The sequence below is a fragment of the Flavobacterium aquaticum genome (genome assembly GCF_003259835.1).
Taxonomy (GTDB): domain Bacteria; phylum Bacteroidota; class Bacteroidia; order Flavobacteriales; family Flavobacteriaceae; genus Flavobacterium; species Flavobacterium aquaticum.
The window spans coordinates 102775-122493 of record NZ_QLMI01000004.1 but is presented as its reverse complement, the minus strand read 5'-3'; the positions used below and the strand labels follow the sequence as shown (position 1 = coordinate 122493).

Sequence of the window (19719 nt, the reverse complement as noted above, 5' to 3'; positions counted from 1 at the left end):
AACTCCCTTTTTAAAGGGAGTTTTTTTTATCTTGCGACCGTCAAATTATATAATCCATCTAAATTAATTCTAAATGAAATTATTCCAAATTATAACTTTTTTTCTTTTTTTCTGTAGTGGTGTTGTTTTTTCTCAAAAGACAATCAAACATACAGTGGTTTCGGGTGAATCCATTTATTCTATTGCTAAAAAGTATGATGTTAGTGAATCAGACATTTATGAATTAAATCCAAAATCGAAAGGTGCTTTACTACAGTTAAAAACCGTTTTATTAATTCCCAATAAAAAAACAAAATCAAAGAGTAATAAAGAAGTTTCTTCATCTAAGAATGCCACAGAAACTCATATAGTTGAATCAGGTGAATCACTATATAAGATTGCTAAAAAGTACGATATCAGTCTAGAAAAATTAAAAGAGTTAAATCCCGATATTAAGCCAGAGTCGATTCAAATTGGTGATAAAATAGTGGTTTCTGCCAAAAAAGAAACTCCAAAAGAAAAAGAAACTCCAAAAGAAAAAAAGCCTAAAGAAACAAAAACAGTGGTTACTGAAGTAGCTAATCGGGTTAATCCAACGAATATGGATTCTAATTTATGTACGGATGAATTAGGAAATAAGGTGCACACAGTAACTAAAGGCGAAACTTTATATAGACTTTCAAAAAAGTACAAAGTTAGTGTGAAGGATTTAGAAGAAATGAATCCTGAAATTATTGCCAATTTACCAATCGGATATGAAGTTGTAATTAAAAAAGGTGATGTAGAGTTAGCAAAACATCAAAATGAAATCGTAAGTAGTCCAAAAGATGTCGAAGAACTTTCTCCAGAAAATATGTCTAAAGCCGAATTTTTAATTGCGAAAGCTTCGCAATACATTGGAACTAGATATAGAGGTGGTGGAACTACGAGTGCTGGTTTTGATTGTTCTGGTTTAATGTTTTCTACTTTTAAACATATTGATATGACTTTGCCTCGTTCTTCAAGCTCAATGGCAGTTGGAGCAGGTTTTAAAATTGATAGGAGTCAAGCGCAAAAAGGCGATTTAATTTTCTTTACAACCAATGGTAGAGGAAGTATCAATCACGTGGGAATGATTACCGAAATTAACGGCGATGAAATTAAATTTATTCATTCCTCTGTACAAGCTGGAGTTATTATTTCATCTACCGAAGAACCTTATTACAAAAAACGTTTTATCCAAATTAATCGTGTTTTAGAAAATTAATCGATAGTTTTCTACATGATATTTATCATTTTACTTCCAACTACTAGCATGTAAATTCGTAACTTCTAAAAGTTATGTCATGAAAGTAGAACAAATTTATACAGGTTGCATTGCGCATGCTGCTTATTACGTTGAAAATAATGGTGAAGCAGCTATTTTTGATCCGCTAAGAGAAGTCCAACCTTATATCGACCGAGCAAAAAAAGACAATGCTAAAATCAAATATGTTTTTGAAACGCATTTTCATGCCGATTTTGTAAGCGGTCATTTGGATTTAAAAGCAAAAACAGGAGCTCAAATTGTTTTTGGACCTACGGCAAAACCAAATTACGAAGCTTTAATCGCTTCTGATGGTCAGTTTTTTACCATTGGAAATTATAAAATAAAAGCCATTCATACGCCTGGTCATACCATGGAAAGCACAACTTATTTATTAATTGATGAGAATGATAAGGAGCATGGAATTATATCAGGTGATACTTTGTTTATTGGTGATGTAGGTCGCCCGGATTTAGCTCAACACGTTATTGCTGATTTAACGCAAGATAAATTAGCTCGCTTATTATATCATTCGCTTCGTGAGAAAATCATGCCGTTATCTGATGATTTAATTGTATATCCAAATCATGGAGCTGGAAGTGCTTGTGGAAAAAATATGAGTAAGGAAACTACGGATACATTAGGAAATCAAAAACGAACCAATTATGCGCTTCGACCAAATATGACAGAAGATGAGTTTGTAAAAGAATTGCTTACTGGGCTGACAACGCCACCTGGCTATTTTCCAAAAAACGTATTATTGAATTTAAAAGGATATGAATCGTTAGATAAAGTTATTGAGAAAGGTAAAAAGCCTTTGAATCCAAATGAATTTGAAACTTTAGCAAATGTATCTGGCGCTTTAATTTTAGATACTAGAAATGCCAATGATTTTGCAAAAGGGTTTATTCCGAATAGTATTAATATTGGAATTGATGGCAGTTTTGCGATGTGGGTTGGTGAAATGATTTCCGATATCAATCAAGCTATTCTTTTAGTTACAGAACCTGGTAGGGAAGAAGAATGTATGATTCGTCTTTCGAGAGTAGGATATGATAATACCATCGGTTATTTAGAAGGTGGTTTTGAATCTTGGAAACAAGCAGAAAAAGAAATAGATTCTTTAAAAAGAATTACGGGAGAACAATTAGAAGCATTACTTAAAACAGCTGATTTCCCATTATTTGATGTTCGTAAGAAAAGCGAATTTGATTCGGAACATTTATTGAAATCGGTAAATATTCCATTGAACCAATTGAATGCTAAATTAGATAGCTTTCCTAAAGATAAATCTTTCGTTATTTATTGTGCAGGTGGTTACAGAAGTATGATTGCAGCTTCTATTCTAAAACAAAGAGGTTTGGATAATTTTATGGATGTTTCGGGTGGTTATAATGAAATTGCTAAGACAACTCAATTGCCCAAAACCAACTATGTTTGTCCTTCTACATTATTATAAAAATAAATAAACCGCTTTTAAGCGGTTTATTTATTTAGTAAAAAAATTAACTATCTTTTAAAAAGTTAAATATTTCATCTTTTAGAAACACGCGATCTTTTCTAAGATGTGATAATTCATCATCCATAGCTAATTCTTCGTCGGTTTCAATTTTGTATATTTTCTCATCTAAATCTGTATACGATTTTAACAAAACCTGAAATTCATCATTGTTGTGATATAGGTTTTTAATTTTGTCTGCATATTCAGGAAAATCTTGATAAATAGGATGTTTAGTTATCATAACGCTGGTTTTTAAATTAGTATACTCAAATTTACTAAATTTAACTAGTATTGCGTATGATAAATATCATTTTGGAAATGCTATTTTTTCTTTTTCGCAATGAATTTTTCGTATTTTTCTAATTGTTCGGGCGAAAGTATTTTCTTTATTTCAGTGTTGAATTTTTCACCTATTTCTGTTAGTAGATTCTTTTTTTCTATATCACTGTAAATAGATGTTTCAATGATTTCTTTTGATTTTGATTGATTGTCCTTTATAAGATTACGAACAATAGCTTCTTGGAAACCATCAAGATTTAGTTCTTTCTTTAATTTTTCAACAGAAGATTCAACGTAATCAACTTTTTTATTTTCATTTCCCTTGCTATATTGTCCTGCTTCCATTCTTCTATTAACTTGTGCGTTAGAATTGAAAAAAGAAAAACTAATAAGAATTAAAAAAAATATTTTTTTCATAGTTTATGATATTGGTTCTGCATACAAATCAAATTCTGTAGCATCTATTACTTTTAAGTTTACAAAATCACCGGTTTTTAAATAGAATTTTGAAGCATCAACTAATACTTCATTATCTACATCTGGACTGTCGAATTCAGTTCTTCCGATAAAATATTGTCCTTCTTTTCTATCGATAACACATTTGAAAGTTTGTCCAATTTTCTCCTGATTTAAATCCCAAGAAATTTGCGATTGTAAATCCATAATTTCAGCAGCACGTGATTGTTTTACTTCCTGTGGAACATCGTCTTCTAAGACAAAAGCACCAGTATTTTCCTCATGCGAATACGTAAAACAACCTAAACGCTCAAATTTCATTTCTTGTACCCAATCACGTAAAATTTCGAAATCTTTTTGAGTTTCCCCCGGATAACCTACGATCAAAGTAGTTCTAATTGTCATTCCTGGAACACGCTCTCTAAATTCTTGTAATAATTTAGTTGTTTTTTCCTTTGTTGTACCACGTTTCATCGATTTTAAAATATCATCTGAAATATGTTGTAACGGAATATCAATGTAATTACAAATTTTTGGTTCGCGTTTCATTACATCTAAAACGTCCATTGGGAAACCACTTGGAAAAGCATAATGCAAACGAATCCATTCAATTCCTTCTACTTTAACTAAGTTTTCTAATAATTCGGCAAGATTACGTTTTTTATATAAATCTAATCCGTAGTAAGTTAAATCTTGGGCAATTAAAATTAATTCTTTTACTCCTTTTTTAGCCAAACCTTCTGCTTCTTTAACCAATTTTTCAATAGGTTGCGAAACGTGTTTACCACGCATTAACGGAATCGCACAAAAACTACAAGGTCTGTCACAACCTTCCGCAATTTTTAAATAGGCGTAATTTTTTGGAGTTGTAGTTAAACGTTCTCCTAATAATTCATGTTTGTAATCAGCTCCTAAAGCTTTCAATAAAAGAGGTAACTCTGTAGTTCCAAAATATTGGTCAACATCTGGAATTTCCTTCTCTAAGTCAGGACGGTATCTTTCAGATAAACATCCGGTAACGAATACTTTATCTACTAAACCTTGATCTTTTTTATCTACATATTCCAAAATCGTATTAACAGATTCTTCTTTTGCATTATCAATAAAACCACAAGTGTTAATTACCACGATGTTGCCTTCTTGTTCATGTGCTACATCTTTTCCATTGGCTTTTAGTTGTCCCATTAAAACCTCACTATCATAAGTGTTTTTAGAACATCCAAGTGTAATTACATTGATTTTATTTTTCTTTAACGATTTGGTTCTCATGCTTTTAAATTTGAGGTGCAAAATTACATAAAATAATTAGTAGAAGCACCAGCGTTTGGGATTTTTTTAAAGGTCTGTCCCGCTGTCCGCTATACAAGGTGTCGCTCCCATCGGGGCTATGAGTTGTGGTTTCGGTATAAAAAAACCACTTCGGTTGAAGAAGTGGTTTGATATCTTGTTCTTAATTACTTAGAAATTGATAGAGTAAGTAAGCGTTACATTGTTTTGAACGTTTCTAATTCTAGCAGTATCTGTCATTCCTGAAGAAATTAAATTCTGATTGTAATTTCTGTGAGAATTTGCGTAAGATAGATCTAATTTACTTTCTCCAAAGTTGTATCCAACTCCAGCAGAATATCCTGTTAAGTCTCCAATAATATCTCCAGTTTCATATGGGCTTTCTTCAAAACGATAACCTCCTCTTAAGCTCCATTGTTTAATTTTGTATTCACCACCAATTCTTAGCTCAAAAGCTTTTTTCAAATTTAAACTCATTTGAGAATTCAAATCTCTAAAATCATTTTGATTGGTGTTTTTAAATTCGGTGTTACTATAATCTTTTTCAGCTAAATCAATACTTATTAATCCCTTTTTGTTAAAAATATAGGTTGCACTTGCCGTAATTTTGCTTGGAGTTCTCAATTTGTATGTTGGAAAAACAAAAATCGGACTTGCGTAGGAACGGTTTTCATCTCCAGAAGGAACATTAACATTTCCATAAGTATATAAATCCTGAACTAATTCATCATTTAATCTGTACCATGTTGGTGATTCGTAAGCAGCTCCAATTCGTAACGATTCATTTATTTTATAGATAGCTCCTAAATTAAATGAAAAACCAGAACCATAAGTGCTTAATTGATTGTCAAAAACAATTTCTCGAACTGTTGGTTGAGTGTTAGGGTTTTCTGGGTTGCTATTATATTCATAAAGGCGACTTGTGGTTACATAATCAGTAAAATGTGCGTTAAGGTTTATTCCTAAGAATAACTTGTCTTTATAGCTAGTAGCTACGTTTGCCGTTAATTTTCCATTGTATCCATTAGAAGTTGAAAAATAATCTTGATAATAATTACCTCCAGGCGAAACATTAGAGACAAAAACATTAGGATCGTCTTCAGATGGGTTTATTATGTAAGTATCATAACCCATTTCGTATTGGTAATCATTAAATGGGGTGTTTGCTATAAAGTTAGCTTGATCAACAAAATATTGTGAAATTGAGTTAGAAGGATTTCTTCCGGCAATAAACATTCTGTTGTCAAAATTATTTGTGTTATCATAATTTAGTGCAACAGAAATTTTATTCCAATCAGATTTTCCAGAAGCATCGCTAAATACTAATACTGCTCCAACTTGATTTAAGTCTAAAGTACTAAAGTTTTCTTTGCTTTTTGTTCCAAAGTAATTGGCATTATTACTATTATTAAAACTAGAAACTGTTACACTTGCAAAATTATTATTAAAAAATAATGAACCAGCAGGGTTAATACTTATAGCTGATAAATCGCCACCTACAGCTCCAAAAGCACCACTCATCCCTCTAAATCGAGCGGTTCCATTCATGTTTTCAACAGCGTATCTAAGAGCATCCGCGGTTGTCATTTCTTGAGCAATTGATAGAAATGAAATATTAAGTGCTGCAATTAAAAATATCTTTTTCATATACATTTTATACTATTAAATAATTAACCTCTACCGCCTCTAGATCCGCCACCTGAACGACCACCTCCAGAGCTACCACCAAAACTACCTCCTCGGCTTCCACCAAAACTACCTCCGGAAGAGCTTCTAGGAGTAGAATAGTTGTTGTTAGTTCTAGGAGTAGAGTTGTTGTTGCTTCTAGGGGTAGAATAGTTATTATTTCTAGGAGTTTCAGTTGAATTTTCTCTTGGAGTTCTTGGAGTTACATTTGATCTTGTACCATTTTCTCTTGTTCTAGGAGTGCTTCTTGTACTGTTGAAATTTGGTCTAGGAGTGTTTGTTCTTCCATTTGAATAGTTATCTCTTCCTCTAGATGTATTATGATAAGCAGATCCGCCTCTTCTTCCACCATTGTATACAACATCTCTGCCATAACCATAGTATCCGTTCCATCCCCATCCAGCTCCGTAGTAACCTCCCCATCCTGGGCCATACCAATTATTCCAACCCCAGCCCCATCCAGGACCGTACCAAGAGTTCCATCCCCATCCCCAGTTGTTTCCATACCAAGAGTTCCAACCCCAATTCCATCCAATTCCCCAATATGGAGAATACCAGTTGTTCCAACCCCAGCCATTATTGTAATAATTGATGGTTACATCAGATGAGTTATTGCCCCATCCAGCATAATTGTTGTTAGATTCATTTCTATAAACGGTTACAACAGTATCTTGAGCTTCTTGAGATTGATAACTATCTACGTCAGTAAAATAGGAATAATCCTCTTGCATTGTTTTAAATTGCTCAGCATATTTATTAGATTTTTCTAAATTTTGCTCAGAATATTTATTTTCAACTACTGTGTTAGATCTTTCAGAACCATAAACTCCATCATTGTCATAGTAGGATGAATTTTGATAGGAACCACATGAAGTTGTGATTATTGCCAATAATCCAAACAAAGAAAATATGGCATTTTTTTTGGTAAACAAGTAATAAGTTTTCATAACTCTTATTTTTTTATTGTTGGACACTTCAAATTTAACTATTTTTGCCAAACAAATTAGTTAAAATTTATACAAACAATTTTTGTGCCAAAATATTCATAATGAGCAAGAACTTAACAACAAGAGCGGAAGATTATTCCAAATGGTATAACGAACTAGTCGTAAAGGCTGATTTAGCAGAAAATTCAGGAGTAAGAGGATGTATGGTGATTAAACCATACGGCTATGCAATTTGGGAAAAAATGCAAGCTGAACTAGATAGAATGTTTAAAGAAACAGGACATAGTAATGCTTATTTCCCCTTGTTTGTTCCAAAAAGCATGTTTGAAGCTGAAGAGAAAAATGCTGAAGGCTTTGCTAAGGAATGTGCCATTGTGACGCATTATCGTTTGAAAAATGATGAGGAAAGACCAGGAAAATTAATGGTAGATCCAAATGCTAAATTAGAAGAAGAATTAATCGTTCGTCCAACTTCTGAAGCTATTATTTGGTCAACTTACAAAGGATGGGTGCAATCGTACAGAGATTTACCTTTGCTAATTAATCAATGGGCAAATGTGGTTCGTTGGGAAATGAGAACGCGTTTGTTTTTAAGAACAGCTGAATTTTTATGGCAAGAAGGACACACGGCACATGCAACACGTCAAGAAGCGATTGAAGAATCTGAAAAAATGATGAATGTGTATGCTGATTTCGTTCAAAATTTTATGGCAATTCCAGTTATCAAAGGTTTAAAAACAGAAACAGAACGTTTTGCTGGAGCTGATGAAACGTATTGTATTGAAGCGTTAATGCAAGACGGAAAAGCGTTGCAAGCGGGAACTTCACATTTCTTAGGTCAAAATTTTGCTAAAGCTTTTGATGTTAAATTTGCTAATAAAGAAGGAAAGCAAGAACATGTTTGGGGAACTTCTTGGGGAGTTTCAACCCGTTTGATGGGAGCTTTAGTTATGACGCATTCTGATGATAAAGGATTGGTATTGCCTCCAAACTTAGCGCCAATTCAAGTGGTGATTGTTCCAATTTATAAGACTGAAGAGCAGTTTGATGCTATTTCTGAACAAGTAAATGGTTTAGTTGCAGAATTGAGAAAATTAGGTATTTCAGTTAAATACGATAATAGAGATACTCAAAAACCAGGATTCAAATTTGCGGAATGGGAATTAAAAGGTGTTCCAGTTCGTATTGCTCTTGGGCCAAACGATTTAGAGAACGGAACTTACGAAATTGCGCGTAGAGATAATTTATCAAAAGAGGTAGTTGCTAAAGATGGAGTAGCGGCTTATATTCAGAATTTATTAGCAACGATTCAAAATGATTTATTTGCTAAAGCATTGGATTACAGAAACACACATATAACTGAAGTGAATTCTTTTGAAGAGTTTAAAGACGTTTTAGAAACAAAAGGTGGTTTCTTAGCAGCACATTGGGACGGAACAGCAGAAACTGAAGAAAAAATCAAAGAATTAACAAAAGCAACCATCCGTTGTATTGCTTTAGATAGAGTAGAAGAAGCAGGAACTTGTGTTTTAACAGGAAAGCCTTCAACTGGAAGAGTCTTATTTGCAAAGGCTTACTAAAAAAATAGTAAAAAAAGCGAAAAAAAAATATTGATGCTATTGCAGGAATAAAAAATGTGTTTATCTTTGCACTCGCATTACAGAAATGAGCTCTTTAAGAGTTCAGAGTATGAGATGGCCCGTTCGTCTATCGGTTAGGACGCCAGGTTTTCATCCTGGTAAGAGGGGTTCGATTCCCCTACGGGCTACAAATATTGAGATTAAAAGAATTGGTTAATGGCCCGTTCGTCTATCGGTTAGGACGCCAGGTTTTCATCCTGGTAAGAGGGGTTCGATTCCCCTACGGGCTACAAAATTAGTTGTAAATAAGTTTTATAAAATAGTAATTGGTGTCTCGGTTATTATTTTATTAGTTAAAACCAAAGTGTTCGCCTAGGCGAATGTGGGAGGTTTTTCTTTTTTAACTAGTAGTTTATAACAATTATTACAATTAAAAAAAGAACAAAATGGCAAATCATAAATCTGCTTTAAAAAGAATTAGAAGTAACGAGAAAAGAAGAGTATTAAACAGATACCAACACAAAACTACTCGTAACGCTATCAAAGCTATTCGTTTAGCTACTGACAAAGCTGAGGCTTCTGCAAAATTATCAACTGTAATTTCTATGATTGATAAATTAGCTAAGAAAAATATTATCCACGATAATAAAGCTTCTAACTTAAAATCTAAATTAACTAAACACGTAGCTTCTTTATAGTCTACTGTTAGTGAAATATACTAAAGCTCTCATTTTGAGAGCTTTTTTTATACGTTATTATTATGTTATTTCTACTAAAGTATTGATTACTATAGTGTTTTTATCAAAATAAACATTACCTTTGCACCTTCAAAAATTTTATAAATGACTTCTATTAGAAACATCGCAATTATTGCCCACGTTGACCACGGTAAAACTACTTTGGTTGATAAAATCATGTACCACTGTCAGTTGTTTCGTGAAAACGAAAACACAGGAGATTTAATCTTAGATAATAATGACTTAGAGCGTGAAAGAGGTATTACTATTACTTCTAAAAACGTTTCTGTAACTTACAAAGGAACAAAAATCAACATTATCGATACTCCAGGTCACGCCGATTTTGGTGGTGAAGTAGAGCGTGTACTTAATATGGCAGATGGTGTTTGTCTTTTAGTAGATGCTTTTGAAGGACCAATGCCACAAACGCGTTTCGTATTACAAAAAGCGATTGACTTAGGTTTAAAACCTTGTGTGGTTATTAATAAAGTAGATAAAGAAAACTGTACTCCAGAAGAAGTTCACGAAAAAGTTTTCGACTTAATGTTTGAATTAGGTGCAACTGAAGAGCAGTTAGATTTCCCAACAGTTTACGGTTCGGCAAAAAACAACTGGATGTCTGATGATTTCAGAAATCAAACAGAAAATATAGAGCCTTTATTAGATATGGTTTTGGAACATGTTCCAGCTCCTAAAGTTTCTGAAGGAACGCCTCAAATGTTAATTACATCTTTAGATTTCTCTTCATTTACTGGTCGTATCGCGATTGGTCGTTTACAAAGAGGTGTTTTACGTGAAGGAATGAATATTTCTTTGGTAAAAAGAGATGGAAAAATAAGCAAATCAAAAATTAAAGAATTACATACTTTTGAAGGTTTAGGTCGTAAAAAAGTAGAAGAAGTTGTAGCAGGTGATATCTGTGCGATCGTAGGTTTAGAAGGTTTCGAAATTGGTGATACAGTTGCTGATTTTGAAAATCCAGAAGCTTTAACTTCTATTGCAATTGATGAGCCAACAATGAGTATGTTGTTTACAATTAACGATTCTCCTTTCTTTGGTAAAGAAGGTAAATTTGTAACTTCTCGTCACATTAAAGATCGTTTGAACAAAGAGTTAGAGAAAAACTTAGCATTAAGAGTTAATGAAACGGATTCTGCTGATAAATTCTTAGTATTTGGTCGTGGCGTACTTCACTTATCGGTTTTAATTGAAACTATGAGAAGAGAAGGATATGAGTTACAAATTGGACAACCACAAGTTATCATCAAAGAAATCGATGGTGTTAAATGTGAGCCAATTGAAGAATTAACAGTTGATTTACCAGAAAATCTTTCAGGTAGAGCGGTTGAATTTGTAACAATCCGTAAAGGTGAAATGTTATCTATGGAGCCTAAAGGAGAGCGTATGATTATCAAATTCAACATTCCATCTCGTGGAATTATTGGATTGAGAAATCAATTATTAACGGCTACAGCTGGTGAAGCTATTATGTCGCACCGTTTTATTGATTACCAACCATTCAAAGGTGAAATTCCAGGACGTTTAGGTGGGTCGTTAATTTCTATGGAAAACGGAAAAGCAATTCCTTATTCTATTGATAAATTACAAGACAGAGGTAAATTCTTCGTTGATCCTAATGAAGATATCTACGAAGGTCAGGTAATTGGTGAAAATTCACGTGGAGATGATATGGTGGTGAATGTAACTAAAACTAAAAAATTAACAAACGTACGTTCTTCTGGAAATGATGATAAAGCAAGAATTATTCCTGCAATCAAATTCTCATTAGAAGAAGCATTAGAGTACATTCAGAAAGATGAATATGTTGAGGTAACACCAAAATCGTTACGTTTACGTAAAATCTATTTGAATGAAAACGATAGAAAACGTTTCAAAATAGCATAATTTTTAAATCCCGATGAAAGTCGGGATTTTTTAGCATAAACAAGAATGGAAATTAAATTAAAATACGGAATTGACAATTTGCTTTTCGGAATGAAAGAGCAAGATGTTACTAAAATTTTGGGTAAACCCGATACGCAATATAAAGATGAAGAAGAGAATGTTGTGTTCATGTATAACGCTAGAAAACTTCGCTTGATTTTTTATAAAGAAGAAGATTTTAGATTAGGATATATGACAACAACAAATCCGATTATTAAGTTGTTCAATACAACTGTAATTGGTAAAAATTGGAGTGATGTGTATCCACTTTTGGAAAAAAATAAAATTAAACCATTTGAAACCGATACGATAGAAGGAATGATAAGTTATTTTAACGAGGAAAACTGGGTGTTTTTCCACGTAGATTATAACGAAATTGTTAAGATTGAAGTAGGAGCTGTTTTTAGTGATAAAGATGAATTTGACTGGAGATTTTAATTCAAGTAAGTATAAAAAAAGCCGCTAATTAACTTAGCGGCTTTTTTATTTATTGGTTTATCTTGATTAATTCAATTTCAAAAATTAAATCTGCATTTGGAGGAATAACACCGCCTGCACCTCTTTCACCATAAGCTAAATTAGAAGGAATATAGAATTTGTATTTAGAACCTTCAGGCATTAATTGAACACCTTCTGTCCAACCTTTAATTACTTGGTTCAAACCAAAATCGATAGTTTCTCCCCTTTGTACACTACTGTCAAAAACTTTTCCGTCTAATAACATTCCTGTATAATGTACTTTAACGTTACTTGTTGCAACTGGTTTGTTTCCTGTTCCTTCTTGTAATACAATATATTTTAAACCACTTGGTGTAGTTGCTGCATTTGCAAATTCTTTTAAAGCTTTTTCTTTGGCTTCTTTTTGTTTTTCTACAGCTAATTTTTCAGCTGCTTCTTTTTTTACAAAGTAATCTGCAAACGTTTTTTCGGCATTGAATTTTTTAGCTTCTTTTCCTACTCTAATAATTTTTACAGATGTAATAACATCATCTTGTACAATTTTATCTACAATGTCTAATCCGCTAGTTACATGTCCAAAAACGGTGTGTTTTCCATCTAACCATGGTGTAGCTTTGTGAGTGATAAAAAACTGACTTCCGTTAGTAGCTGGTCCAGCATTTGCCATTGATAAAATTCCTTTACCAGAATGCTTTAAATCAGCAACAATTTCATCATCAAATTTATAACCTGGACCACCCGAACCTTTTCCATCAGGACAACCACCTTGAATCATAAAATCAGCGATAACGCGGTGAAATTTTAAACCATTATAGTATGGTTTTCCTTTAAATTTTGCATCTGCTTTTGGATTTTTTCCTTCAGCAAGCGAAATAAAATTAGCAACTGTAACAGGAGTTTTTTTGTATTCTAAAGCTGCTACAATTTTTCCTTTTGTTGTATTGAATTCAGCAAAAATTCCTTCTTGTGTTTTGTTTTGTGCTACAGAAAATGTGGTGTAGCTTAACACTAGTATTAATAATTTAGAAATGTTTTTCATTTTATTTTTTAGTTTGTTGGTTTAAATTCTAAAAGTTCCACTTCAAATACAATATTTGCGTTAGGAGGGATAACATCACCAGCGCCTTCTTGACCATATCCTAATTCTGAAGGGATATACAACATTAATTTGTCTCCAAAGTTCATCATGTTAATTCCTTCAATAAATCCAGGAATAAATTGAAGATTTCCTATTGTTGATGGAATAGGAGTATAGCCGCCTTGTTGTGCTCTTTGTTGATTAAATTTCCCAAATAATTTTGCAACATCTTCGTAACTCGTATCAAAAAGCTGACCATTTTCTAAATATCCAGCGTAATTAACATTAACTTGAGTTCCATTTGAAGGTTTTTTATCGCCACCTTTTTTAATGATTTGATAAATTAAACCTGATTTTGTTTTGGTTCCTGTTGCTTTTAAGGTGGTAATTTCTTTAGCTTTATTTTCAATAATTTGCTTTGCCTTTTCTTCTGCTTCTTTAATTTCTTTAGCAACCGAAGAATAGTAGTTTTTGAAAATCTTTACGGCATCAAACTTTTTAGCCGTATTTCCAATTCTAATAATTGTGATTTTTTCTATCACATCATCAGCAGTGATAGTATTAATGATTTCTAATCCTTCAACTACTTCACCAAAAACAGTATGCATATTATCTAGCCAAGGTGTTTCTTTGTGAGTGATGAAAAACTGGCTTCCATTAGTACTTGGTCCAGCATTAGCCATTGATAAAATTCCGGCTTTTGAATGTCTTAAATCAGGATGAAATTCATCTTTAAATTTATAACCTGGTCCACCAGAACCATCTCCATTCGGATCGCCACCTTGAATCATAAAATCAGCAATTACACGGTGAAATTTTAATCCGTCGTAAAAAGGTTTTCCTTTAAATTCTTCGCTTACGAAAGGATTTTTTCCCTCGGCTAAGGTTACGAAATTAGCAACTGTATTCGGAACTTTTTCAAATTCTAATTTTACAATCATGTTTCCTTTTGAAGTTTCAATATCGGCATACAAACCTTCTTTAAGGCTGTCATAAGATTTTGAACAGGAAGCAAAAAATGTAACAATGCTTAATAATAAAATAGAAGTAATTTTCATTAGGTATTAATTTTTAGCTTGAGTATCAACTTTGATATCGTTTAAACTTACAGTACAAATTAGAGGTTCGTTAGTTCCAATTTTTTTATCATCACCATGATAGCCGTACGCCATGTGTGATGGAAACAAGAAAGTGACAGTTTCTCCTTTTTTCATTAATTTGATTCCGTCTCGCAATCCCATCATAATGTTTTCTTTATCTACGTAATAAACTTGAGGTTTTGTATCGGCAATTGTGTAGATAATTCTGCTTTTTAAATCTTTGATTTCATAATCAAAAAAAGCAATATCACCTCTTTTAGGAGTAGGTGTAATTTCGTCTACTTTTGTTTCGTATTTGTACCAATATCCCTTGTTTGAAGCGATGTATGATTTTAAAGAATCGTTTTTAATAATTTCAGCAATTAAATCTTCTTCATCAGCGATTAATATTTTGTTTCGCTCAATAGATTCTTTTATGAAAGTTCCTGAAGTGTGAGAAATAGGTTTTCTTGCTTGTTGCTGTTGTGAACAACTGGCTAAGAAAATCATTGCTCCAAAAAGGAATAGGTTTTGAATTTTCATAATTATTTTTTTTCTGTTGCTAAAATAGCAATAAATTGTTGTATCGTTTCGTCTAAATTTGAAAAAGATTTTCCACCAGCGGCATTGATGTGTCCACCTCCATTGAAATGATTTCGCGCAAATTGATTTACATCAAAATCACCTTGCGAACGGAAAGAAATTTTGATAATTCCTTCTTCTTTGTGTTCGATAAAAATAGCGGTAAAATCGATTCCTTTGATGCTTAAGCCGTAGTTTACGATTCCTTCTGTATCTCCTTTTTGATGCCCAAATTCGTTTAATTCGTCTTGAGTTAAAGTAATGTAAGTTGTTTTGTATTCTGGAAGCATTTTCAAATTCTGAAGTGCTTTTCCTAATAGCAACAAACGGTTGTATGATGAATTATCGAAAAGTAAATTGTGAATTTCGCTATTGTTGATGCCTTTTTCAATTAAATCAGCAACACATTTGTGAGTAGCGCTAGTTGTTTTTGGAAAACGGAAACTTCCAGAGTCAGTAACAATTCCGGTATATAAACAAGTAGCTACTGTTTTATTGATTAAATTTTCTAAGCTCAATTGGTGAATAAAATCATATACCATTTCACAAGTTGAACCATAAGCGGTATCTGAAAAAGTATAAGTTGCATAACCATCTGGTGCTTGATGATGGTCAATCATTACACTTGGAACTGTTAGTGTTTTCAGTGCATTTTCCATTTGGTCACCAGTTCGATGCAAAGCGTTAAAATCTAAAGTAAAAATCAATTCCGATTTTTCTAAAATAGCTTTGCAAGTATCAAAACTTCTTTCGAAAATTAAAACCTTTTCGCTTTCGGGTAACCAAGCTAAAAAATCTGGAAATTCATTTGGAGCTATTACCACAACGTCGTGTTGTAGTTGTTTAAGGATGTGATATAAACCTAAAGTAGAACCCATAGCGTCTCCGTCAGGATTTCTATGAGGTACAATTGTAATTTTTTTTGGTGTAGCTAAAATCGATTTTATAGCTTCAATTTCGTGTATTTGCATCATACTGCGAATATATTATTTTGTAAGCTATTCTGCAATTATTATGCCTAACGTTTTAATGTAAAGTGTCCTTTTACCGATTTGCCGTTAGTTAATCTGATTTCAAACCAATAATCGTTTGCAGGTAGAAGATTTCCATTGAAAGTTCCGTTCCAACCTTCGCTTACTCCTGAAATTTGTTTTAATAATTTGCCGTAACGATCAAAAACAGTAATAACACTATTTTCTAAGTTTCGTTTATCTAAGTTTTTAATGAACCAAGTATCGTTATAACCATCGCCGTTTGGTGTGAAATATTTCGGATAATCTAAGATGTAAAACGTTTCGAAAACAATACCACACCCTTTTTTGTCTTGAATATAAACCGTGTATTCGCCTGCATTTAGATTACTGAAAACATTAGAATCTTGATAGTTGATACCATCTAAAGAAAATTCATAATCACCTAAACTTGAAGCAGCAACTTGAATAATTGCTGAATTATTTTCTTGAAAATCGTTAATAATAATGTCTTCAATTGTTGCAATTCCAGAAGCTTCAATTGTAAATGTTTTTGTTTTAGGGCAATTTAAGGCATTGGTTACTGTTACTTCATAAATCCCTCCTGAGTTTACAGTAATTTGTTGGGTAAACTGAGGCGGAATTGTATTCCATTCGTAAGTTGAAAATCCGCTTCCAGCATCTAAAGTTAAGATAGAATCTTCGCAAAGACCAATGGTTTCATCTACTAAAATAGCGTCAAAAGTGTTAACTCTTAAATTTACAGGGTAATCCGAATAACAACCTTGAACATTCATGATTCTTGCATAAATAGTTTCGGAATATGGGGTTGTGTTAGTATAATTTGTTGGTAAAGCTGTTGTGCTTGTGGGAATTTCAAAAAATGAAATCACATAATTACTAGGAAGATTAGTGAATAATAGATTTTTAATGTTATCTAAATTAAACACTGTTTTTCCATCTTGATTGGCATCAGCGTCACATTCAGTAAATAAATCTTGATTGATTACTAACGATTCTGCGTATTCGATCCTGATAGTTCCTTCTGGTTTGCATGAAGAACCAAAATCGATCTCAACCTTATAATCTCCTGCAGAAGTAACATTGTAATTGGCATTCGTAGCGCCAGAAATTTCATTGTTATTTTTAAACCATTTATAACCGATTGCGCCAGTTTGAGTAGCATCAACTGATAATGTTTCACCAGGGCAAAGCGGATTTCCTGTTGCAATTAAGCGGTCGACCCCTAAATCGATTCCAAAATTAAAACTTCCACCGCCAAGGAAAATTGCAGAATCATATCGATAATTTCCTTCATCAGCAATTACAAGTTTAATGTGATAGGTTTCTCCAGGAATAACAATTGATTGAGCAGTTAAAACTTTTGTTTGTCCATTGAAATTAGTAGGGTGATTCGTTCCGTTGAATGCATCAAAATAAGCTTGGTTGGCAGGTGGACAAATCGTTCCTGAACCTCTTACTGTATTTACTTTTACAGGAATAGTTGTATTAGGAACAACTGCTAAATTTTGATAACTTGTATCTCCGTTTCTTTTCAATAAAAAAGCAAATCCATCTGTAAAATTACATTGATTAGAAGATGGGCTTGATAAATATTGTTCGGATGAAAAAATGTAATCAAAACTAATATTATCGTCTAAAGGAATAAAATCGAATTCTAAAACAGTAGCATTAAAAGTGTTACTTAATCCTAAAGCATCGTTTAAGTCTGGATCGCCATTCCAACCCATGCCACCGCCGTCGTCAGAAAGATAACTATTTGGTCCGGGAGCGTTATTTATTTTTCCTGTAGAAAGAATAATTCCGTTTTCAAAGGGAAATGTAGTTCCTGTAGCATCAAAATAGCCAAAACTTTTTTCTCCAGTGGCAAAATTTCCTCCTGAAACACTCACATTAAAAACGTTAGCACAAGGACTGTTGATTAAAATATCTTCAACTAAATCTTGTGGGGTGTAACTTTCATCAACCGTAATATTTTGTGCGTTTCCAAATTGGATTCCAAGCCCAAAAATTAAACAGAAAATGATATATTTTAATCTACTCATAGCATCGGCAAAGATACTACAAATCGCGCTTTTTCAAAATGTAATAAGATGTTAAAATAAATATAAATGTCCAGACTAAAACAATGCTAATTTGTGAGAAATGAATGCTGTAATCTTTTGCGGCTTGAGCTCCTCCAACTGCATTTTCAATCGTTTTAATTGCGCTTAATCTGGTGATTGGTTCTTTTACTAAATTACTCATCGCTTCTATTGGGAAGAATTGAATGATAGTGTCTCCAAAGTTTTTGTGTTTATCATCGCCACCTAAAATCACAAATTTTATTATCCAATAAATGATGTTTTCAGCAACAAACCAAACGAATAAAAACCCTAAAGCAAAAGCGCTTCGTTTTACCAAAATACCTAAGAACAAACAGAATGAGAAAAAGGCAAAAAGTTTGATAAAAAAAGCTAACAAATATTCTAAATCTGTAAAAACAATCGATAATTCATTATATGAAGAAAATGAATATCCTAAAATTAAGGACATTATGAATACAAAAACTGTTGAAGCTATAGCAAAACTAGCAACAACTAAAAACTTAGAAAGTATAAATTCTTTTTTGCTTAAACCATCAATAAGGTTTTGTTTTAACGTACCGTAAGTGTATTCATTTGCCATCATCGAAACAATAACGATGGCTAAGAATATCTTAAAAAATGCCGCAACATAAGTATTAAAATGCCAAATGTATGGGAAATTGAAAATCCCTTGATCAGCAATTCTAATTTCAAAAGTTCCAATGCTAAATTTAATAGATGCAATTAAGGCAATGAAACTTAATAAGACAAAATAGGTTAATAATAAAACTCGGCTGGCTTTGTTTTTCCAAATTTTTTGAAATTCTATAGAAAGTAATCTTTTCATGATTGTGTTAGTTTTTGGTTAATTCTAAAAATTGTTCTTCTAAACTGTTTTTTCTTTTTACAAGATGTTCTAAAACAATTTTTTGTTCAAACAGATACGAGTTTAGTTCTTTGGCGGCAATATCTTGTTTTAAATAAACCAATACTTTTCCTTCTTCTTCCTCTATTTTTTCAATTGATGGATGATTTTGAAGTGCCAATTTAAGTTGCTCTTTATTGTCTGATTTTAACTCGAAAAAGCTATTGTTTTCAATCATATCATGAACCGAACCTTGATATAACATTTCACCTTTACGTAAAACTACCACATGACTACACACTTTTTCTACTTCGTCTAACAAATGTGAAGCCAATAAAATGGTTGTTCCTTGTGATGCAATTACTTTAATAATATCTCGAATTTGACGAATTCCTTGCGGATCTAAACCATTGGTAGGTTCATCTAAGATTAGGATTTCTGGATCGTTTAATAGGGCAGAAGCAATAGCTAAACGTTGTTTCATTCCTAAAGAATAAGTTTTGAATTTGTCGTTTTTGCGTTCTAAAAGCCCTACTAATTCTAACTTTTCATCCACTTTTGAAAATGGCGTTCCCTTGATTTTACAAACCAATTCCAAATTTTCTTTGGCCGTCATGTATGGGTAAAAGTTCGGTCGTTCGATTATGGCACCTACTTTTTTCAATGCATCATGCGTTGCAACTTTTCCCCCAAACCATTCAAAATCGCCTGAAGTTTTATTGACAACATTTAATACAATTCCTAAAGTGGTTGATTTTCCGGAGCCGTTGGGTCCAAGAATTCCGTAAACATTTCCTTTTTTGATTTCAAAAGACACGTTTTTAACAGCGTGTAGGTGTTTGTTGAAAATCTTATTAAGATTGGTGATTTTTAAAATGGTTTCCAAGTTTGTTCGTTTTTTGATTTAAAGATAAGAC

Annotated in this window: 18 protein-coding genes and 2 tRNA genes; 8 read left to right on the top strand and 12 right to left on the bottom strand. The window is 32.6% G+C overall.

The features are described from left to right. The first annotated feature begins 73 nt into the window (after positions 1-73). Positions 74-1225 carry a peptidoglycan endopeptidase gene (locus B0I03_RS07390; RefSeq protein ID WP_111566816.1) on the top strand — a complete coding sequence of 384 codons (1152 nt, stop codon included), beginning with the start codon at positions 74-76 and terminating at the stop codon, positions 1223-1225. 79 nt (positions 1226-1304) lie between these two features. Beyond that, the gene (locus tag B0I03_RS07385) at positions 1305-2723 is read left to right on the top strand and encodes an MBL fold metallo-hydrolase (protein WP_111566815.1); all 1419 of its coding nucleotides are present in this window, start codon (positions 1305-1307) and stop codon (positions 2721-2723) included. 46 nt (positions 2724-2769) lie between these two features. On the opposite strand, the gene B0I03_RS07380 is transcribed toward B0I03_RS07385, so the two are convergent. The 5 genes from B0I03_RS07380 to B0I03_RS07360 form a co-directional block, all read right to left on the bottom strand. Next, positions 2770-3006 carry a DUF465 domain-containing protein gene (locus B0I03_RS07380; protein ID WP_111566814.1) on the bottom strand — a complete coding sequence of 79 codons (237 nt, stop codon included), beginning with the start codon at positions 3004-3006 and terminating at the stop codon, positions 2770-2772. 80 nt (positions 3007-3086) lie between these two features. Beyond that, positions 3087-3461: a hypothetical protein gene (locus tag B0I03_RS07375; RefSeq protein WP_111566813.1), complete on the bottom strand. Its 375-nt coding sequence runs from the start codon at positions 3459-3461 to the stop codon at positions 3087-3089. Positions 3462-3464: 3 nt separating this feature from the next. Continuing rightward, positions 3465-4769 carry a 30S ribosomal protein S12 methylthiotransferase RimO gene (rimO, locus tag B0I03_RS07370; protein ID WP_111566812.1) on the bottom strand — a complete coding sequence of 435 codons (1305 nt, stop codon included), beginning with the start codon at positions 4767-4769 and terminating at the stop codon, positions 3465-3467. A 189-nt stretch (positions 4770-4958) separates the two neighbouring features. Next, on the bottom strand, positions 4959-6434 hold the full coding sequence (locus B0I03_RS07365; RefSeq protein ID WP_111566811.1) for an OmpP1/FadL family transporter: 1476 nt from the start codon (positions 6432-6434) through the stop codon (positions 4959-4961). Positions 6435-6457: 23 nt separating this feature from the next. Continuing rightward, positions 6458-7420, bottom strand: a complete 963-nt coding sequence (locus tag B0I03_RS07360) for a hypothetical protein (RefSeq protein WP_146603270.1) — start codon at positions 7418-7420, stop codon at positions 6458-6460. A gap of 101 nt (positions 7421-7521) precedes the next feature. On the opposite strand from B0I03_RS07360, the gene proS reads away from it, so the two are divergent. The 6 genes from proS (at position 7522) to B0I03_RS07330 (ending at position 12119) form a co-directional block, all read left to right on the top strand. Next, on the top strand, positions 7522-9000 hold the full coding sequence (gene proS / locus B0I03_RS07355) for a proline--tRNA ligase (RefSeq protein ID WP_111566809.1): 1479 nt from the start codon (positions 7522-7524) through the stop codon (positions 8998-9000). A 116-nt stretch (positions 9001-9116) separates the two neighbouring features. Next, positions 9117-9188 (top strand) — tRNA-Glu (locus B0I03_RS07350). A gap of 30 nt (positions 9189-9218) precedes the next feature. Further along, positions 9219-9290 (top strand) — tRNA-Glu (locus B0I03_RS07345). Between the two features lie 156 nt (positions 9291-9446). Next, a complete protein-coding gene (gene rpsT / locus B0I03_RS07340) occupies positions 9447-9698 on the top strand; it encodes a 30S ribosomal protein S20 (RefSeq protein ID WP_026724626.1) in 252 nt (83 codons plus the stop codon). Between the two features lie 144 nt (positions 9699-9842). Next, positions 9843-11642: a translational GTPase TypA gene (typA, locus tag B0I03_RS07335; protein ID WP_111566808.1), complete on the top strand. Its 1800-nt coding sequence runs from the start codon at positions 9843-9845 to the stop codon at positions 11640-11642. Between the two features lie 45 nt (positions 11643-11687). Further along, positions 11688-12119: a hypothetical protein gene (locus B0I03_RS07330; RefSeq protein WP_111566807.1), complete on the top strand. Its 432-nt coding sequence runs from the start codon at positions 11688-11690 to the stop codon at positions 12117-12119. Positions 12120-12168: 49 nt separating this feature from the next. Here B0I03_RS07330 and B0I03_RS07325 read toward each other — a convergent pair whose 3' ends face one another. Genes B0I03_RS07325 through B0I03_RS07295 form a run of 7 tightly spaced genes read right to left on the bottom strand, consistent with a single transcriptional unit; the run spans position 12169 to position 19688 of the window. Next, complete coding sequence (locus tag B0I03_RS07325) at positions 12169-13179, bottom strand: peptidylprolyl isomerase (protein WP_111566806.1); 1011 nt, start codon at positions 13177-13179, stop codon at positions 12169-12171. Positions 13180-13187: 8 nt separating this feature from the next. Continuing rightward, positions 13188-14276 (bottom strand): peptidylprolyl isomerase, encoded by a 1089-nt coding sequence (locus B0I03_RS07320; protein ID WP_111566805.1) that lies wholly within the window; start codon positions 14274-14276, stop codon positions 13188-13190. Positions 14277-14282: 6 nt separating this feature from the next. After that, positions 14283-14840 (bottom strand): gliding motility-associated peptidyl-prolyl isomerase GldI, encoded by a 558-nt coding sequence (gldI, locus tag B0I03_RS07315; protein ID WP_111566804.1) that lies wholly within the window; start codon positions 14838-14840, stop codon positions 14283-14285. 2 nt (positions 14841-14842) lie between these two features. Then, on the bottom strand, positions 14843-15853 hold the full coding sequence (locus tag B0I03_RS07310) for a DHH family phosphoesterase (RefSeq protein WP_111566803.1): 1011 nt from the start codon (positions 15851-15853) through the stop codon (positions 14843-14845). A gap of 44 nt (positions 15854-15897) precedes the next feature. Then, entirely contained in the window at positions 15898-17916 is a 2019-nt protein-coding gene (locus B0I03_RS07305; protein WP_111566802.1) for a T9SS type B sorting domain-containing protein, read from the bottom strand. Positions 17917-17932: 16 nt separating this feature from the next. Next, complete coding sequence (locus tag B0I03_RS07300; protein ID WP_111566801.1) at positions 17933-18784, bottom strand: ABC transporter permease; 852 nt, start codon at positions 18782-18784, stop codon at positions 17933-17935. A gap of 7 nt (positions 18785-18791) precedes the next feature. Continuing rightward, positions 18792-19688, bottom strand: coding sequence for an ABC transporter ATP-binding protein (locus B0I03_RS07295; protein ID WP_111566800.1), 897 nt, complete (start codon positions 19686-19688; stop codon positions 18792-18794). Between the last annotated feature and the right edge of the window lie 31 nt (positions 19689-19719).

What these genes read in the sequence shown, in the direction of transcription:
- B0I03_RS07310 (WP_111566803.1), bottom strand. Translation starts at nt 15,853, where the DNA reads ATGATGCAAATACACGAAATTGAAGCTATAAAATCGATTTTAGCTACA.
- B0I03_RS07325 (WP_111566806.1), bottom strand. Translation starts at nt 13,179, where the DNA reads ATGAAAAACATTTCTAAATTATTAATACTAGTGTTAAGCTACACCACA.
- B0I03_RS07390 (WP_111566816.1), top strand. Translation starts at nt 74, where the DNA reads ATGAAATTATTCCAAATTATAACTTTTTTTCTTTTTTTCTGTAGTGGT.
- rimO (WP_111566812.1), bottom strand. Translation starts at nt 4,769, where the DNA reads ATGAGAACCAAATCGTTAAAGAAAAATAAAATCAATGTAATTACACTT.
- B0I03_RS07385 (WP_111566815.1), top strand. Translation starts at nt 1,305, where the DNA reads ATGAAAGTAGAACAAATTTATACAGGTTGCATTGCGCATGCTGCTTAT.
- B0I03_RS07305 (WP_111566802.1), bottom strand. Translation starts at nt 17,916, where the DNA reads ATGAGTAGATTAAAATATATCATTTTCTGTTTAATTTTTGGGCTTGGA.
- B0I03_RS07330 (WP_111566807.1), top strand. Translation starts at nt 11,688, where the DNA reads ATGGAAATTAAATTAAAATACGGAATTGACAATTTGCTTTTCGGAATG.
- B0I03_RS07380 (WP_111566814.1), bottom strand. Translation starts at nt 3,006, where the DNA reads ATGATAACTAAACATCCTATTTATCAAGATTTTCCTGAATATGCAGAC.
- proS (WP_111566809.1), top strand. Translation starts at nt 7,522, where the DNA reads ATGAGCAAGAACTTAACAACAAGAGCGGAAGATTATTCCAAATGGTAT.
- typA (WP_111566808.1), top strand. Translation starts at nt 9,843, where the DNA reads ATGACTTCTATTAGAAACATCGCAATTATTGCCCACGTTGACCACGGT.
- B0I03_RS07375 (WP_111566813.1), bottom strand. Translation starts at nt 3,461, where the DNA reads ATGAAAAAAATATTTTTTTTAATTCTTATTAGTTTTTCTTTTTTCAAT.
- B0I03_RS07320 (WP_111566805.1), bottom strand. Translation starts at nt 14,276, where the DNA reads ATGAAAATTACTTCTATTTTATTATTAAGCATTGTTACATTTTTTGCT.
- B0I03_RS07365 (WP_111566811.1), bottom strand. Translation starts at nt 6,434, where the DNA reads ATGAAAAAGATATTTTTAATTGCAGCACTTAATATTTCATTTCTATCA.
- B0I03_RS07360 (WP_146603270.1), bottom strand. Translation starts at nt 7,420, where the DNA reads ATGAAAACTTATTACTTGTTTACCAAAAAAAATGCCATATTTTCTTTG.
- rpsT (WP_026724626.1), top strand. Translation starts at nt 9,447, where the DNA reads ATGGCAAATCATAAATCTGCTTTAAAAAGAATTAGAAGTAACGAGAAA.
- B0I03_RS07300 (WP_111566801.1), bottom strand. Translation starts at nt 18,784, where the DNA reads ATGAAAAGATTACTTTCTATAGAATTTCAAAAAATTTGGAAAAACAAA.
- gldI (WP_111566804.1), bottom strand. Translation starts at nt 14,840, where the DNA reads ATGAAAATTCAAAACCTATTCCTTTTTGGAGCAATGATTTTCTTAGCC.